The following is a 15657-nucleotide window of genomic DNA, read 5'->3' as shown; positions in this document are numbered from 1 at the left end:
GGAAGACCATAATGTCATGTCGCAGGCAGCATCGCCGTCAAATAACGGAGCGCATTGCCGCTGAAAAAACGTTCCGTCTGTTCCGCCGAATATCGCTTCAGAAGCGCTTCTTTCAATCTCCATACATCTTCCGGACTGCGCAAATCTTCCATATGGCGATCTATGCCGTCGAAGTCCGATCCGAGCATAATATGGCGGTCGCCGCCGAGCGCGCAGACATGCTCGATATGGCGGAGCAGATCGTCCGTTGTGACGGGGGCCACCGGTCGCACGAACCAGGGGACGAACGTCATGCCGATCCGCCCGTCGACCGCGATAATCGCCCGTATCTGATCGTCCGTCAAATTGCGCGGATGGTCGCATACGGAACGGGCATTGGAGTGTGAGGCGATAAACGGGCGGCCGGCCAGGTCGCACACGTCCCAAAACCGGCTTCCGACAAATGGGAAACGTCGACGATAATGCCGAGCCGTTCGCACTCCCGGACAAACTCCTTCCCCTTGCCCGTCAGTCCTGCGCCGCGAGGCTCCATCACGCCGTCCGCGGCCCAGTTGGCGTGGTTCCAGGTAAGCCCGACCGCCCGCACGCCGAGCCGGTACAGGATGCGCAGCAGCGTCAGATCGCCGTCAAGCCGGTCCACGCCTTCCAGGGAAAGCAGGGCGCCGATCTGCCGTTCGCGTCCCGCCGCTTCCAGATCGGCGGCCGACCGGATCAGACGGATGCCGGGAATGGACAGCACTTTGCGGTAAAACAGGTCGATGCTGCGCCATACCGGCGTCATGCCGCCATGCTGCCGCTCCGGAATATAGACCGCAAATGTCTGAAGCAGGCTGCCCGCCGCCTTTAGACGAGGAAACGTCACGTCGAGCCCGTCCGATCCGGCGGCAAAATCGAGCCTGTCGTCGTCCAGAAGCTTGCACAGCACATCGCAATGAAAATCGATCATTTATCGTTCCTCCTGACGTTTGTCCGGCATGATGCGCAAAAAACCTGTTTACACCGGTCGTAAACAGGTTCTATTTCTTACGCGAGCATTTCTGTATAGGCATCTTGGGTTATCGCGGTTCAACGATCAGCTTGATCGCTGTCCGATCTTCTCCGTCGATTACAATATCGGTAAAAGCCGGAATACAGATGAGATCCACCCCGCTGGGAGCGACAAAGCCCCGGGCGATCGCCACCGCCTTGATCGCCTGATTCAACGCACCAGCCCCGATCGCCTGCAATTCGGCAGCCCCGCGTTCCCGCAAAACGCCAGCCAGCGCGCCTGCTACGGAATTTGGGTTGGACTTTGCTGAAACTTTTAATACTTCCATGACAAGTACCTCCTCGGGAATGATGGATGGAATCCACTATTAAATCTTTATTCGAGAGAGGTCAAAAAATTCCTGCTGATTTCATCCGAGTTCGCAAAGTCTTTTGAATTATCTTACTATTTAAAGAAAAAAAGAGTGGCCGATCAAGACATGATGAGCCACTCGTCCTCGGTCAGACGGATTTTTTCGATGGCGGTCGCCCGGCCGTTCGTCTCGTCCAATTCGGCGTACACACCGTGGAATTGCCATTTTCCTTCATCTACGACAAAACGGGCCGGAAGCTGCGTTTTGAATTTGGACAGCACCGCCGTTCGTTCCATGCCGAGCACCCCTTCGCGCGAACCGACCATTCCCGCATCGGTAATATAAGCGGTGCCCCCCGGCAAAATCGTCTCGTCGTTCGTTTGCACATGCGTATGCGTGCCGACGACGAGCGAAGCGCGGCCGTCCAGATGCCAGCCCATGGCGATTTTCTCCGACGTTGCCTCGGCATGAAAATCGACCAGCACGCATTTCGTTTCTTTGCGCACCCGTTCCAGTTGTTCGTCGGCTTCGCGGAACGGGCAATCGATCGGCGGCAAAACGTTCTGCCCTGCAAGTTGACGATCGCCAGCTTTTTGCCGTTTGCGCGGATGATCGCGGAGCCTTGCCCCGGCGTTCCCGGCGGAAAATTGGCCGGACGAACGATGCGCGGTTCGTCGTCGATCCATTCGAAGATGTCCTTATTGTCCCAGGTATGATTTCCCATCGTAATGCCGTGCACGCCCCAGGTAAACAAATCTTTCGCGATCGAAGCGGTAATGCCGCGTCCGTGCGCCGCATTTTCGCCGTTTGCGATGACGATATGAGGATGATATTTGTCGATCAGCGCCGGCAGCACCTGTTTGACTGCGGCTCTGCCGACGCTTCCGACGATATCCCCGATAAACAGCAGCTTCATTGTTGTTTTCTCTTCCTCCGCTTATGTTCCGTTAGACGGGAAAAGTGGCTGACTTTCGCAGCCACTTTCCGCCGATTGTTATCCTGCTTTATTTCGCGTATTCCACAGCTCGCGTCTCCCGGATGACGGTAATTTTAATATGCCCCGGATAATCGAGCTCGTTTTCGATTTTCTTCGTTATATCGCGCGCGAGGCGGAACGCCTCGATGTCGTCGATCTTGTCCGGCTGCACCATGACGCGAACTTCCCTGCCGGCCTGTATCGCATAGGACTTCTCGACGCCTTCGAACGATTCGGAAATTTCCTCGAGCTTCTCCAGCCGCTTGATGTACGTCTCCAGCGTCTCCCTGCGTGCGCCCGGACGTGCCGCCGACAACGCATCCGCGGCGCCGACCAGCACGGCGATAACCGACGTCGCCTCGCAATCTCCGTGATGGGATGCGATACTGTTGATGACGACCGGATGCTCCTTGTATTTCTTGCCCAGTTCCACGCCGATTTCCACGTGGGAACCTTCTACTTCGTGATCAAGCGCTTTGCCGATATCGTGCAGCAGGCCGGCCCGTTTCGCCAGCGTAACGTCCTCGCCGAGCTCCGCTGCCATCAACCCGGTCAAATACGCAACTTCCATCGAATGCTTCAAAACGTTTTGGCCATAGCTTGTTCGATACTTCAGACGGCCCAATATCTTGATCAGATCCGGGTGCAATCCGTGCACGCCGACTTCGAACGTCGCCTGTTCCCCGTATTCGCGGATTCGTTCGTCCACTTCCTTGCGGGATTTCTCGACCATTTCTTCGATGCGCGCCGGATGGATACGTCCGTCTGCAACCAACTTCTCGAGAGCGGTTCGGGCAATTTCCCGACGAATCGGATCGAAGCCCGACAATATGACCGCTTCCGGCGTATCGTCGATAATCAAATCGATACCGGTCAATGTTTCCAAAGCGCGGATGTTGCGCCCCTCGCGTCCGATAATGCGGCCTTTCATTTCCTCGTTCGGCAGCGCCACGACCGATACGGTCGTCTCTGCCACATGATCCGCCGCGCAACGCTGGATCGCCAGAGAAATAATATCGCGCGCTTTCTTGTCGGCTTCTTCTTTCGCTTGTTGTTCGATCTCCTTAATCATTTGAGCCGATTCATGGCGCACTTCCTGCTCGACGTTGGACAGAATGATCTGCTTCGCTTCTTCCATCGTCAGTCCGGATATCCGCTCCAATTCACTAAGCTGCTGCTTGTAAATGGAGTCGATCTGCTCCTGGGTTTCCTCGATTCGTTTCTCCTTGTTGGCTACTTGTTCTTCTTTGCGTTCCAGTGCTTCTAATTTTTTATCCAGCGACTCCTCTTTTTGCAGCAAGCGTCTTTCCAGACGTTGAATTTCATTTCGTCGCTCGCGAATGTCTTTCTCTGCTTCGGTACGGAGTTTGTGGACTTCGTCTTTCGCTTCCAAGACCGTTTCTTTCTTCTGCGCTTCCGCTTCCTTCCTCGCATTTTCGATTATCTGGGAGGCGGCTTGCTCCGCGCTCGAAATTTTGGCCTCGGCAATCGACTTCCGAATAAAATAACCAATCCCAAAGAAAATCGCGCCAACAACGAGAACGATCAAGAGCCAAGCCCAATCAGGCATCTTGTTCACCTCCTCGTTGCCATTCACCAAGGCAAACGCTTGGGATGATATGGGGTTTTAAGCCGGGTTCCATACCGTTTTACATTTGCATAACTTACATTCATCGTTTCGAATCAATTTGTGGAAGTGAAATCGATTCAAAAGGCAGGAATACACATTCATTTTAGCTTTTGCGAAAATCAATTGTCAAGCCATGGCAAGTCGTCGTCCCCATCTTCGGCAGTCCGGCGCAGCGCTTCGCGCACGATATCGCCCGGAAATCCGCGGCGCAGCAAAAATTGGGCGAGCTTGCGGCGCCGCTCGCTCTGCTCGCCGCGCAGCGTCCGCCATTTTTGACTGCCAGCGCAAGAGCGACTTCCAGTTCTTCGGCCGGATCGAGCGCATCCGCCGCTTCCGCCGCCGTCTCGCCCTTCACGCCCCGCTGCCGCAATTCCTGCACAATCAGGCGCCGTCCTTTGCCCGCGCTCCGCAGCCGCTGGCCGGCGAACAGGCCGGCATAGTCGCGGTCGTCCACCAGCCGTTCCCGTTCGAGCCTGTCGAGCGTCAGCGCGACCGCTCCGGCTTCCATCCCTTTGCGCAGCAAATAGCGCTCGACTTCTTTGCGCGTGCGGGGTTTGACGCCTAAATAGACGAGAGCGGCCATGTAGCAGCGGTATTTGTCGTCTTCGCCGCGAATTTCGTCCAGGACGGCGGGATCGACCGTCTGGCCTTTCAACAGACGGTAGCGGACCATAATGTCTTCATGGACCGACAATGCCGCCTCGTCGGCGCCGTCGATATAAATATGGTAGCGGCGACGCTCTTTGCGGTCCTGCTTGACCGCGGTAATGACGGCGGGCCGCTCGTGTCCGCCGGGCCGTTCCTTCATTTCACGTCCCCCTTCGACTGCCGCTGCAAATTCGAAAGAGCACCCGCCAGAGGTGCTCCCGTTCCGAATAGACGTATAGATTCGATTCGCCCGTTATTCAAAATCGAGCTCGAACGCCTCTTCCTCTTCCTTCGTCGGATGCTGAGGCAGCGGGTCCGTGACGACAGCGTTCAGCTTATGCGCCTCGCGAATCTGGTTCTCGATCGTCGCGGCAATGTCCGGATGATCCTTCAAAAACTGCTTGGCGTTCTCGCGGCCTTGTCCGAGCCGTTCGCCGTTGAACGAGAACCAGGCGCCGCTCTTCTGCACGATGTCCATTTCCGTGCCCATGTCGATAATGCTGCCTTCCTTCGAGATGCCTTCGCCGTACATAATGTCGATATCGGCTTGTCTGAAAGGCGGCGCTACCTTGTTCTTCACGACTTTAATGCGGGTCCGGTTGCCGACGACGTCGTTGCCCTGCTTGATCGATTCCACGCGGCGCACGTCAAGCCGGACGCTGGAATAAAACTTCAGCGCGCGTCCGCCGGGCGTCGTCTCCGGATTGCCGAACATGACGCCGACCTTCTCGCGAAGCTGATTGATGAAGATCGCAATCGTCTTGGACTTGCTGATCGCGCCGGACAGCTTCCGCAACGCCTGCGACATCAGTCGCGCCTGCAGCCCGACATGCGAATCGCCCATCTCTCCTTCGATCTCCGCTTTCGGCACGAGCGCCGCCACAGAGTCGATGATAATGATATCGACCGCGCCGCTGCGGACAAGCGCTTCAGCAATTTCAAGCGCCTGCTCCCCGGTATCCGGCTGGGAAAGCAGCAGTTCGTCGATATTGACGCCGAGCTTGCTGGCGTAAAGCGGGTCGAGCGCATGCTCCGCATCGATGAAGGCGGCTTGTCCGCCGATCCGCTGCACTTCTGCAATGGCGTGCAGCGCCACTGTCGTCTTGCCGGACGATTCCGGTCCGTATACTTCAATAATCCGGCCTCTCGGGTATCCTCCGATTCCGAGGGCGATATCTAAAGCAAGGGAACCGCTGGATACGGTTTCCACTTGCAGTTGCGCACTTTCCCCCAACTTCATGATGGAGCCTTTACCGAATTGCTTCTCGATCTGACGAAGCGCCATTTCCAACGCAGCACGACGATCTGACAACCAACTCACATCCTTCACTGTTTATAATGTTATGATACTCTTTTTTACCACGGTTGCCAAGCATTTTTTCGAACATACATTCGGTTTTTTGCGGAAGCGACGGCGGACGACAAAAAAGAACCGCAGCAAATGATACATCTGCCACGGTTCTTCCGTCAACTAAGGACAATTATAGACGCAATATGCCGCAAAGACAAGGCTCAGATGTGACGGAAATGTGGCAATCTTCAACGCCGTTCGGGTTTAATCGCCCGCGTCCGCCTTGATCGCCTGCCATAGCCGGTATAGCGCCGCCTTGACGACGCGCAGCCGGATCATGTCGCGGTTTCCGCTCATATGTGCCGTATGGACGACCGTTTCGCCGCCGCGCCGGGCGATCGCGAAGTAGACGAGCCCGACAGGCTTGCCTTCCGCTTCCTCCGGACCGGCGACGCCGGTCAGCGAAATGCCGAAATCGCTGTCCGTCCGCTCCCGCACCCGTTCCGCCATCATGGCCGCTGTCGACTCGCTTATCGCGCCCGGCGCCCCGGGACCTTCGAGCTGCGCCAGCGGAATGCCGAGCAGCGCGTGCTTCGTCGCGTTCGTATAAGAAACGACCCCGCCGGCGAACGCGCCGCTGCTTCCCGGCACGCTCGTCAGCAGCTCGGCCAGCAGGCCGCCGCTCAAGCTTTCGGCCGACGAGACCCGCCGCCCCGAGCTGCGCAGCAGCTCGATGACCGCCGCCTCCAGCGGCCGTTCTTCCGTCGCATACAGATGGTCCCCGACGCGCGACTTGATCGCTTCCGTCATCCGGTCGAGCTTGCCGAGCGCTTCCGCGTCGGTCTGCGCTTTCGTCGAGATGCGGACCGCCACCTCGCCTTCCTTCGCATAGGTGGCGACGGTCGGATCCGTCTGCCCGTCGATCAGGTCGATCAGCGCCGCCTCCAGATTCGATTCGCCGATGCCCGCAAACATCAGTACCCGGGAGTGAAGCGGAGCTATCGCCCCCATTTGGGAACGGAGCCATTCTGTTCCCGGTCCGTCGAACATCGGCTTCATCTCCCGCGGCGGTCCCGGCAGCAGCATATAGCGCGTCCCGTCCGCCTCAAGCGCGACGCCGACCGCGAGACCGGCTTCATTGCCGAGCGGCTCTGCGCCCTCGATCATCAGCGCCTGCCTGCGGTTGCTCTCGACCATATGGGCGCCCCGGCTCGCAAACAACGCTTCGATCTTGGCCATGGAAGGTTCGTGCACCACAAGGCGCCGTCCCAAATAATCGGCCAGCACATCCTTCGTCAAATCGTCCTGGGTCGGTCCCAGACCGCCTGTCATCAGCACCAGATCGGCGCGCTTGCGGGCGTTTACGATCGCTTCGCGAAGCCGTCCGGCATTATCGCCGACTACAGTCTGAAAATAAACGTCGATGCCGAGGTTCGCGAGCCCGCGGGACAAATATTGCGCATTCGTGTTTACGATCTGGCCGAGCAGCAGCTCCGTGCCGACAGCAATGATCTCGGCTTTCATTCCATCTCTCCTCTGCCTTGGCGTTGTCATCGGTCCAACCGGTTCATTTGGAAAGGGAAATCAGGTTTTTGTTTTTTACGAAATAGTCGAAGCCGGAGTAAACGGTAATAAGCGCCGCCGCCCAGCTGGCGATAAGATCAAAACGAAAATCGAGGAAGGCAAAAGGGAAATTGTTCAGCAGCAGCGCGATAATCATCGTGATCTGCACGCCCGTCTTCCACTTTCCCCACTTGCTCGCAGCCAGAACGGTGCCTTCGAGCAGCGCGATTTGGCGCAGACCCGTTACCGCGAACTCGCGGCTTATAATGATGATCGCGATCCATGCGTCCAGCTTGTCCATCTCGACGAGCGAAATGAGTACGGCCGCGACGAGCAGCTTATCCGCAAGCGGATCGAGCAGCTTGCCGAGATTGGTAATGATTTTGTTCTTCCTGGCGATATATCCGTCCAGCCCATCCGTACTTGCCGCGATAATAAAAATGAGCGCCGCTACGATCTGATTGACCGTGATGGAATAATCCTCGAATTTCAACGAGCCGAGATTCAGATTGACGAGAAGGAAAAACATAATAATCGGCACCAGAAATATTCTCGCCAGCGTAATCTTGTTGGCCAGATTCAAGCGATTCCCTCCCCGGACAAATCGAACTCGTAGGCGTGGGTAATGCGCACTTTCTGAATTTCGCCGATGCCCGCCGTACAGCCCGTGATGAACACTTCGCCGTCGATTTCCGGCGCATCGTACGGAGAGCGGCCGACATAGACGTCGCTTCTGCCGTCATAGCGCTCCACGAGCACATCGATCGTTTTTCCGATATATTTGCTGCTGTTTTCGCGCGACACTTCGCGCTGGATCTCCATCAAGGTGTTGGCCCGCCATTGTTTGACTTCGTCCGGCACGTGATCGGGCAGTCGTACCGCGGGCGTATCTTCTTCGGCGGAATAAGTAAAGACGCCCAGCCGGTCGAACTTGATTTCGCGCACGAAATCGCACAGCCGCTGGAACTGCTCGTCGGTTTCGCCGGGGAAGCCGACGATGATGCTCGTACGCAGGGCGACGTCGGGAATGCGGGCGCGGATTTTGCTGATCAGCTCGCGGACGTCGCGCTGCCGGCCGGGCCGTCTCATCCGCTTCAATATAAGATCCTCGCTGTGCTGAAGCGGCATATCGATATAATTGCACACCTTCGGGTTCGAGGCGATCGTTTCGATCAGCTCATCCGTAAAAAATCCGGGGTAGGCGTAATGAAGCCTGATCCAGGCAATGCCTTCCACCTCGCTCACCCGGTTCAGCAGCTCCGGCAGCATAAACCGGTTGTACAGGTCGGTTCCGTAATTGGTCGAATCCTGCGCGATCAGGCTGACTTCCTTGACGCCCTGGGCGGCCAGACCCCGCACTTCTTCGACAATCGACTCGATCGACCGGCTGCGGAATTTGCCTCTCATGAGCGGAATGCTGCAGAAAGTGCAAGCATTGTCGCAGCCTTCGGCGATTTTGACGTATGCCGTGTACCGGGGCGTCGTCACCTTGCGGGGCAGCTTCCGGTCGTAATCGAAAGCCGGATGCCCGACGCGCACCGGCTTCTTGCCGCGCAGCGCTTCGTCGACAATAGTATTAATATGATGAAAATCGCCGGTGCCGACGATGCCGTCGATTTCCGGCATCTCCGTCATCAGCTGCTCCTTGTACCGTTGCGTGAGGCAGCCGGATACGATAAGCGCCTTCAAATTGGCCGTTTCCTTCAGTTCCGCCAGATCGAGAATGGTGTTGACCGATTCTTCCTTGGCCGCGTCGATGAAACCGCATGTATTGACAATAATGACTGTGGCATCCTCCGCCTCCTCCACGAGCCGATAGCCGCGCTCATGAATAAGACCGGACATAATCTCGGAATCCACCAGATTTTTCTCGCATCCAAGCGTTACAATTTTTACACGTTCCGTCACTTTCGCAATCCCCCAGATCTCAACCGAAAAACTGTATGATCAAGTATAATATATGCCTATAAGCGTGTCAAAAACGCAAATAGTCCCGCTATTCGTTCCGGCAGCGGAACGGCGGGACGCTTTCCGAATTAACGGTAGTTCGTAAATTGCAGCTCCAGCGGCAGATCCGCCTCTTTAAGCAGCCGCATGACGGCCTGCAGATCGTCGCGGCTCTTGCCGCTAACGCGAATCTGATCGCCCTGGATCTGGCTTTTCACTTTCAGCTTCGAGTCTCGAATGAGCGTATTGATCTTCTTGGCGACATCCTGTTCGATTCCTTGACGGAGCCTGATGCGCTGCCGGACCGTGCCGCCCGCCGCCGGCTCGATTTTGCCGTAATCGAGATTTTTCACCGGCACGCCGCGTTTGGCCATCTTGGACAGCAATATATCGAGTACGCTCCGCAGCTTGTAATCGTCGTCCGATACGACGACCAGCTCTTCCTTTTCCATCGTAATGGAGCTCTTGCTCCCCTTGAAGTCGAAGCGCGTCTCGATTTCACGCTCCGTCTGCCGAATCGCGTTTTCCAATTCCTGCATATCCACTTTGGACACAATGTCGAACGAATTTTCCGATGCCATGAATCGGTTTCCTCTCCTCTTTACCGCTCCGTCACGATCAGCCGAACGCCGCTTATCGGCCCTCTCCGCCCGTACCGGATTGGCCGGTCTCATTCGCAGCGGAGCCGTCTTCGACGATCGGATGGAATATTATTTTTTCGAATTCGGCCGGTTGCCGTCATCGACGACGATATCATCGATTTTGATTTCCACATTGTCGGCCCGTCCCACGTTTACGTACAGCGGCTTATCCAAATCGTAGGTGAGCGTATTGTCCGGGTCAACCGTTTTCGAAATGCGCGCCTTTCCGCCTTTGCGCTCTTCCCGGACTTCTATCCAGCTTTGGCCGTTCGTCACCACGATTTCCAGCTTGTGGTCGCCAGCCGGCGCGACATCGTAATGGTCGATGTTGCCTTCCTTCTCTCTGAACGTCACCGTGGTCGCCGGCTTCTCCGGTTCGGTTTCCGGTTCGGCCGTTTCGCCGGTTCCTTGCGTGTCCGTTCCCGTGCCCCGGCCTTCGCCGGCCGTCTGGTCCGTACCGTTGTCGGACGGCGGCCTCACCTCGTCGGTGATCGACGTATTGTTGTCCGCCGTTTTCGGCGGCGGGCTGTCTTTGCGAATTGCGAACACATATACCAGAATTAAAATTAAAATAAGAAAGGACCACATCAGAACGGAAAATCCGACTTTGCCGAAACGTTCCGAACGCTGCGACGGCTGCGAACGGCGCGGCGGTCTTGCGGCGATCGACGGCTCGGTTTCCGTCTCCAGCGATGCCGAAGGAATTTCCTTTCCGTATTGGGACAAAATTTGATCGGCGTCCAAACCGACGGCCTCGCAATAATTTTTCACGAAGGCTCTTACATAGAAATTACCGGGAAGGACGTTGTAATTGCCTTCTTCGATCGCTTCCAGGTAACGTTTTCTGATTTTTGTGCTGTCCTGCACGTCGTCGAGCGTCAAGCCGCGTTCCAGACGGGCTCGGCGCAATTCGGCTCCCAGTTCGGACACGGTGCGCACCTCCTCCGGTCATTCATCGTGAATGGCGATATACCGTTAAAAATCGTTCAATCCCGAAGTGATCGAATCGTAACTGATCTCTTCTTCGGGCGTATTGCGAAGTTCGATAATCGTTGTAAAATGGCTGTAATCATAATGCGATTCCTTGACGAAAATATCCGGATGTTCGATAACTTTGGTCGCGGGCATAGCCATTATTTCTTGAAGCAGCGCATAATGCCGCTCATTCGCACGCATCGTGCTGACGATGCCGTCAATAATAAAAATGTTGTTCGGGTTCATTTCGTCGCCCGACAGCTGGCTGCGGACCGTTTGCCGCAACAAGGTGGAAGAAACGAACGTCCATCGCTTGTTGGAGCATACGCTGCCGGCAATAATCGATTCGGTCTTGCCGACGCGCGGCATTCCCCTGAGACCGATTACCTGATGGCCGTCACGCTTGAACAGCTCGCCCAAGAAATCGACCAGCAGGCCAAGCTCGTCCCGGGTGAAGCGAAACGTCTTGCGGTCATCCGAATCCCGCTCGATATATCGGCCGTGACGAACGGCCAACCGATCGACCAGCGTCGGAGGCCGCAATTTGTTCAGTGTTATATTATCCACTTTTTGCAGCAGTTTGCCAAGCAGCTCGATTTTCATTTCGTCGTCGGTTTGCAGCAGCATGCCGCGCGTGCGGTCCTCAACGCCGTTGATCGTCAAAATATTCACTTCGAGCATGCCGAGCAGCGAGGCGATGTCCCCAAGCAATCCCGGACGGTTTTTATGTATTTTGTATTCCATGTACCATTGTTTATACTCCATGCGAACACCACCGTTGCGTAAAATCGAGCTTGGCAGCCGGAAATCATCAACTTCAATAATGAAAATTCAACAAAATTCGTCAAAATCCTTCTTTATTATAAAAGTCATTGCAGAAAAGCCCCCTGTTCGGGAGCTTTCGCTGCCTTGTTTCGAATGACTTATAAAGCCCGATAAAAAATCCGGTTCGTATGGCTTACGAATTGGAAACGAGTTTCACCATCAGACGGGCAAGCGTACGGCGTTCCTCATCGTTGCCGGCATCCCAAAGCTCCTTCAGCAAACGTTCCTCGCCGTTTTTGGGATCGACTTTTTCATCGAGGAACGAACCGATTTCGAACGCGAGATTGGAAATCGTATCTTCGGACAGCCCCGCTTGCTTCCCTTGCGCGACACGATCGGCCAAAAAATGTTTCCATGTTTCGAAATTGGTAAGAACTGTTGACACTTCTTTCGCCTCCTTCGATTGTTGAAGATCAAAATCGTCAACAGTCGTATTTTGTGCGAGGCGCATACAGATTATTCGACGCATCGGCCAGTCAATTTGTTGCAGCCGCGAATGGCGCTAGGTGATCCAGCCCCCGTTCGGACTAATAATTTGGCCGGTAATATATCCGGATTCAGGCAAAGCGAGGAAGTATACCAGCGAAGCGATTTCGTCCGGCCTGGCGAGCCGTCCCGCCGGAATTTCCTGCTCGAGCGCCGCCCGTTCCTCGTGATTCAGATGGTCGAGCATGGCCGTGTCCACCGCCCCCGGAGCGACCGCATTGACGGTGACGCCCGACGGGGCGAGCTCTTTGGCCAGCGCCTTGGTGAACGCGTTAACGCCACCTTTCGCCGTGGAATACAGCACTTCACACGAAGCGCCGGACATGCCCCAGACGGACGAAATATTGATGATTCTGCCGAAACGCTGGCGAATCATCGCCGGCACGAACAGCTGCGTGCATAAAAACATGCCTTTCAGGTTAACCGCCATTACGTCGTCCCAGGTGCTCTCCTCGACATCGGAAAGCAAGCCGTAATGGGCAATGCCGGCATTGTTGACGACGATGTCCGGCATCATCCCGTGCTGCTCCAGCTTGTCGCGCATGCGCGCCAACTGCTCCTTCGAGCGCACATCGGCCGCGGCGGTGAGCACCTTGACCCCGGATTCCATGCAGAAGCGGGCGGTCTCGGCGGCCGCCTCATGGGACTGCAAATAATGGATGACGACGTTCACGCCTTCCGCGGCGAAGCGCTGCGCAATGGCAGCGCCGATCCCGCGGCTTCCCCCGGTAATCAGCGCCGTCATCTCGCTCAACGTTTTCATGGTCAGGACTTGGCGACGACGGACACGGCCAGCTGATTCCAGTCGAAATGCTCGCGCAGCCGTTCGTTCGCTTCTTCCAGCGTCGTCCGCTCGTACAGTGCAAGCTGCTCGAACAGGTCGCCGTCGCGAAAGCGATAGCGCGTAAACTCGCCTGCGATCGCCTCGGGGGAATTCAGCATGCGCAAATAACCGCCGATTTTTTCCGTTTCGCCCGCTCGAAAGAAGTTTTCTGCAAGCCGTCGGCAAGCGCCCGGTCGACGGCCACCCGGAATCGGTCGAGCAGCGCGTCGGGATCCGGCGTATCTCCGCCTATGACGGAGAACGCGTAATCCGGAGCGGAATTGTATTCGTGACCGAAAGAATCGGAAATGAGATTGTCGTCGTACAAGCTTTGGTAAAGCGGGGAACTCGGGCCGATCAGCGACTCGAGCATCAGCTTCGTGGCGGCTTCCCTGCGTTGCAGCTCGCGTCCGGTGAAGCCGGTCCGCTTTTCCTTGAAGCCGAACATGCATTTCGGCAGCGAAACCGGAAGAACGGCTTTCGTCTTCGGCTTTTTGACCGATTCCGGCTCCGCATCGAAGAAACGGCGGATTTCCTCCTGCGGAGGAAACGATTTTCGCGACTGGTTGTCACGCACAAGCCCGAAGATGCGCTCTGCGTCCACGCCGCCCACGACAAAGAGCATCATGTTGCCCGGATGGTAAAACGTCTCATAGCAGCGGTACAGCGTCGCCTTGTCGATCTGCCGGATCGATTCGACGGTGCCCGCGATGTCGATATGAATCGGGTGGTTGTGGTACATCGCATCGATCAGACCGAAATAGACCCGCCAGTCCGCGTTGTCGCGATACATATTGATTTCCTGCTCGATAATGCCTTTTTCCTTCTCCACATTCTCGTCCGTAAAATACGGATGCTGCACGAAATCGAGCAATGTGACGAGATTTTTCTCGATTTGCTCCGTTGCGGAGAACAAGTACACCGTCCGGTCGAAGCTTGTGAACGCATTGGCCGACGCGCCTTGCGAAGCGAACGTCGCGAAGATGTCGCCGGTCGGCTCCTCGAACATTTTATGCTCGAGAAAGTGTGCAATGCCGTCCGGCACTTCGATCGGCGGCCGGTCGCCGACGGCAAACCGGTTGTCGATGGAGCCGTAGCGGGTCGAGAAGGTGGCGTACGTTTTCCGGAACCCTTCCTTAGGCAATACAATGACTTCCAGTCCGTTCGGCAGCACTTCCCGGTACAACGTCTCGCGAACGTCGGAATATACGAGCCGCTCCATACGCTATTCCTCCTTGCCGTCCCGCAAAAAATAGATCGTGTCGAGCATGACGCGCTCCGCCACTTTGACGATATCCGCTTCCGTAACCGCCTGAACCCGGCCGAGCAGTTCGTCCGGCGAACGCTCCTTGCCGGACAATACCGCATTGAAGTCGTAGGCGATCTGCTCGTAGGCGGAATCCTGCAGCTCGCGCAGATGGTTGGCGAGCATCGCCTTCGTCTGGCTCATCTCGAGCTCCGACAGCTTGCCGGACCGCATGCTGTCCAGCTGTTCTTTAATAATTTGAACGGCCTTGTCGTAATTGCCGATCTCGATGCCCGATTGAATCGTCATCAATCCTTTATGCCCGTCAAGCCGGGAAGCCGCGTAATAGGCGAGGCTCGCCCGTTCCCGCACATTCATAAACAGCTTGGAATGCGGATATCCGCCCAATATGCCGTTGTACATAAGCAGCGCGGGATACCGGTCGTCCCCGTAATCGATCCGGGTGCGCAGCCCCATATTGAGCTTGCCCTGGCTGACATCCATCCGCTCGATGACAACTTTGACCTCTCCCGCCTCGCGGGTGACGTCCGGACGCTCGTAGGAAGCCGGCTGTCCGGCGGAAAGCTTGAACGATTCGGTCACGAGCCGCGCGACCTCCTCCATGGACGTGTCCCCGACGACGTACAGGTCGAAGGCCGCCCGTTCGAGCCAGTCGCGATAAGAAGCGTAGAGCGATTCCGGCGTGATGGCGCCGATCGCGTCGAGCTGCCCGAGCGGATGAAGCCGATACGGCTCTTCGGCGCACATCACCTCGATGCATCGTTCGGCCGCATAGCGGATTTTATCGTTCACAATCGCTTCCAGCCGCTTGCGCACCGTCGTTTTTTCGGCTTCCACGTATTTGCTGCGGAAAACCCCGCCCTCCAGAGCCGGTTCGGTCAGCACTTCCCCGAGCAACCGCATCGCGGCTTCAAGCAGCGAACGATCGGACGATACGAACTGGTCGTTGATGACGTCCATCCGGAACTGGACGATTTGCGAATCGCCTCTTTTGTATACGTCGAATCCGAAGCCGGCTCCGTACATGTCGTCCAGCCGCTCCCGGAACGCGATCGTTTCGGGCGTGGAGGCGGTGCCGCGGCGCAATACGAACGGAGTCAACGCTGTCGCCGTTACAGTCGATTCGGATAGAGGCACTCCGGCGAACAGCGAAATGGCGAACGTCTTAAACCGTTTGGTCGGCATAACATGAAGACGCAAACGGCCTATCGATCCTCTCTCAAAACGGTCCACGGTCACGCCCCA

Annotated in this window: 13 protein-coding genes and 4 pseudogenes; all 17 read right to left on the bottom strand. The window is 56.4% G+C overall.

What is annotated here, in order from left to right:
- Window positions 1-14: 14 nt before the first annotated feature.
- Window positions 15-946: pseudogene (locus PACILC2_RS17055) on the bottom strand (dipeptidase).
- A 109-nt stretch (window positions 947-1055) separates the two neighbouring features.
- Window positions 1056-1316, bottom strand: coding sequence for a stage V sporulation protein S (locus tag PACILC2_RS17050; RefSeq protein ID WP_006286829.1), 261 nt, complete (start codon window positions 1314-1316; stop codon window positions 1056-1058).
- A gap of 239 nt (window positions 1317-1555) precedes the next feature.
- A pseudogene (locus PACILC2_RS17045) lies at window positions 1556-2256 on the bottom strand (TIGR00282 family metallophosphoesterase); the annotation flags it as partial.
- Window positions 2257-2344: 88 nt separating this feature from the next.
- Window positions 2345-3886, bottom strand: coding sequence for a ribonuclease Y (gene rny, locus PACILC2_RS17040; protein ID WP_062492633.1), 1542 nt, complete (start codon window positions 3884-3886; stop codon window positions 2345-2347).
- 179 nt (window positions 3887-4065) lie between these two features.
- Window positions 4066-4206 carry a hypothetical protein gene (locus PACILC2_RS29445; protein WP_372447159.1) on the bottom strand — a complete coding sequence of 47 codons (141 nt, stop codon included), beginning with the start codon at window positions 4204-4206 and terminating at the stop codon, window positions 4066-4068.
- 125 nt (window positions 4207-4331) lie between these two features.
- Window positions 4332-4754: pseudogene (locus PACILC2_RS29890) on the bottom strand (regulatory protein RecX); the annotation flags it as partial.
- 93 nt (window positions 4755-4847) lie between these two features.
- Window positions 4848-5906, bottom strand: a complete 1059-nt coding sequence (gene recA / locus PACILC2_RS17030; RefSeq protein ID WP_062492631.1) for a recombinase RecA — start codon at window positions 5904-5906, stop codon at window positions 4848-4850.
- A gap of 243 nt (window positions 5907-6149) precedes the next feature.
- Window positions 6150-7409 carry a competence/damage-inducible protein A gene (locus PACILC2_RS17025; protein ID WP_213529705.1) on the bottom strand — a complete coding sequence of 420 codons (1260 nt, stop codon included), beginning with the start codon at window positions 7407-7409 and terminating at the stop codon, window positions 6150-6152.
- 43 nt (window positions 7410-7452) lie between these two features.
- The gene (pgsA, locus tag PACILC2_RS17020; RefSeq protein ID WP_213529703.1) at window positions 7453-8031 is read right to left on the bottom strand and encodes a CDP-diacylglycerol--glycerol-3-phosphate 3-phosphatidyltransferase; all 579 of its coding nucleotides are present in this window, start codon (window positions 8029-8031) and stop codon (window positions 7453-7455) included.
- Window positions 8028-9356, bottom strand: coding sequence for a 30S ribosomal protein S12 methylthiotransferase RimO (gene rimO, locus PACILC2_RS17015; RefSeq protein ID WP_062492628.1), 1329 nt, complete (start codon window positions 9354-9356; stop codon window positions 8028-8030). Before rimO ends, pgsA begins: the two co-directional genes overlap by 4 nt.
- A 128-nt stretch (window positions 9357-9484) precedes the next feature.
- Complete coding sequence (locus PACILC2_RS17010; RefSeq protein WP_213529701.1) at window positions 9485-9976, bottom strand: YajQ family cyclic di-GMP-binding protein; 492 nt, start codon at window positions 9974-9976, stop codon at window positions 9485-9487.
- 129 nt (window positions 9977-10105) lie between these two features.
- Window positions 10106-10966 carry a helix-turn-helix domain-containing protein gene (locus PACILC2_RS17005; protein WP_213529699.1) on the bottom strand — a complete coding sequence of 287 codons (861 nt, stop codon included), beginning with the start codon at window positions 10964-10966 and terminating at the stop codon, window positions 10106-10108.
- Between the two features lie 45 nt (window positions 10967-11011).
- A complete protein-coding gene (locus PACILC2_RS17000) occupies window positions 11012-11776 on the bottom strand; it encodes a DUF3388 domain-containing protein (protein ID WP_062492625.1) in 765 nt (254 codons plus the stop codon).
- Window positions 11777-11969: 193 nt separating this feature from the next.
- Complete coding sequence (locus tag PACILC2_RS16995) at window positions 11970-12221, bottom strand: DUF3243 domain-containing protein (RefSeq protein WP_062492624.1); 252 nt, start codon at window positions 12219-12221, stop codon at window positions 11970-11972.
- 117 nt (window positions 12222-12338) lie between these two features.
- Window positions 12339-13085 carry an elongation factor P 5-aminopentanone reductase gene (gene ymfI, locus PACILC2_RS16990; RefSeq protein WP_062492623.1) on the bottom strand — a complete coding sequence of 249 codons (747 nt, stop codon included), beginning with the start codon at window positions 13083-13085 and terminating at the stop codon, window positions 12339-12341.
- A 2-nt stretch (window positions 13086-13087) separates the two neighbouring features.
- Window positions 13088-14367: pseudogene (gene yfmH, locus PACILC2_RS16985) on the bottom strand (EF-P 5-aminopentanol modification-associated protein YfmH).
- Between the two features lie 3 nt (window positions 14368-14370).
- The gene (gene yfmF / locus PACILC2_RS16980; protein WP_062492621.1) at window positions 14371-15651 is read right to left on the bottom strand and encodes an EF-P 5-aminopentanol modification-associated protein YfmF; all 1281 of its coding nucleotides are present in this window, start codon (window positions 15649-15651) and stop codon (window positions 14371-14373) included.
- Window positions 15652-15657 lie beyond the last annotated feature (6 nt).

It is taken from the genome of Paenibacillus cisolokensis, from assembly GCF_018403665.1.
GTDB lineage: Bacteria > Bacillota > Bacilli > Paenibacillales > Paenibacillaceae > Paenibacillus_AH > Paenibacillus_AH cisolokensis.
The sequence above is the reverse complement of the archived record's forward strand: the minus strand, read 5'-3'. Positions and strand labels throughout refer to the sequence as shown.

What these genes read in the sequence shown, in the direction of transcription:
- ymfI (WP_062492623.1), bottom strand. Translation starts at nt 13,085, where the DNA reads ATGAAAACGTTGAGCGAGATGACGGCGCTGATTACCGGGGGAAGCCGC.
- PACILC2_RS17025 (WP_213529705.1), bottom strand. Translation starts at nt 7,409, where the DNA reads ATGAAAGCCGAGATCATTGCTGTCGGCACGGAGCTGCTGCTCGGCCAG.
- PACILC2_RS17050 (WP_006286829.1), bottom strand. Translation starts at nt 1,316, where the DNA reads ATGGAAGTATTAAAAGTTTCAGCAAAGTCCAACCCAAATTCCGTAGCA.
- PACILC2_RS17010 (WP_213529701.1), bottom strand. Translation starts at nt 9,976, where the DNA reads ATGGCATCGGAAAATTCGTTCGACATTGTGTCCAAAGTGGATATGCAG.
- PACILC2_RS17000 (WP_062492625.1), bottom strand. Translation starts at nt 11,776, where the DNA reads ATGGAGTATAAACAATGGTACATGGAATACAAAATACATAAAAACCGT.
- rny (WP_062492633.1), bottom strand. Translation starts at nt 3,886, where the DNA reads ATGCCTGATTGGGCTTGGCTCTTGATCGTTCTCGTTGTTGGCGCGATT.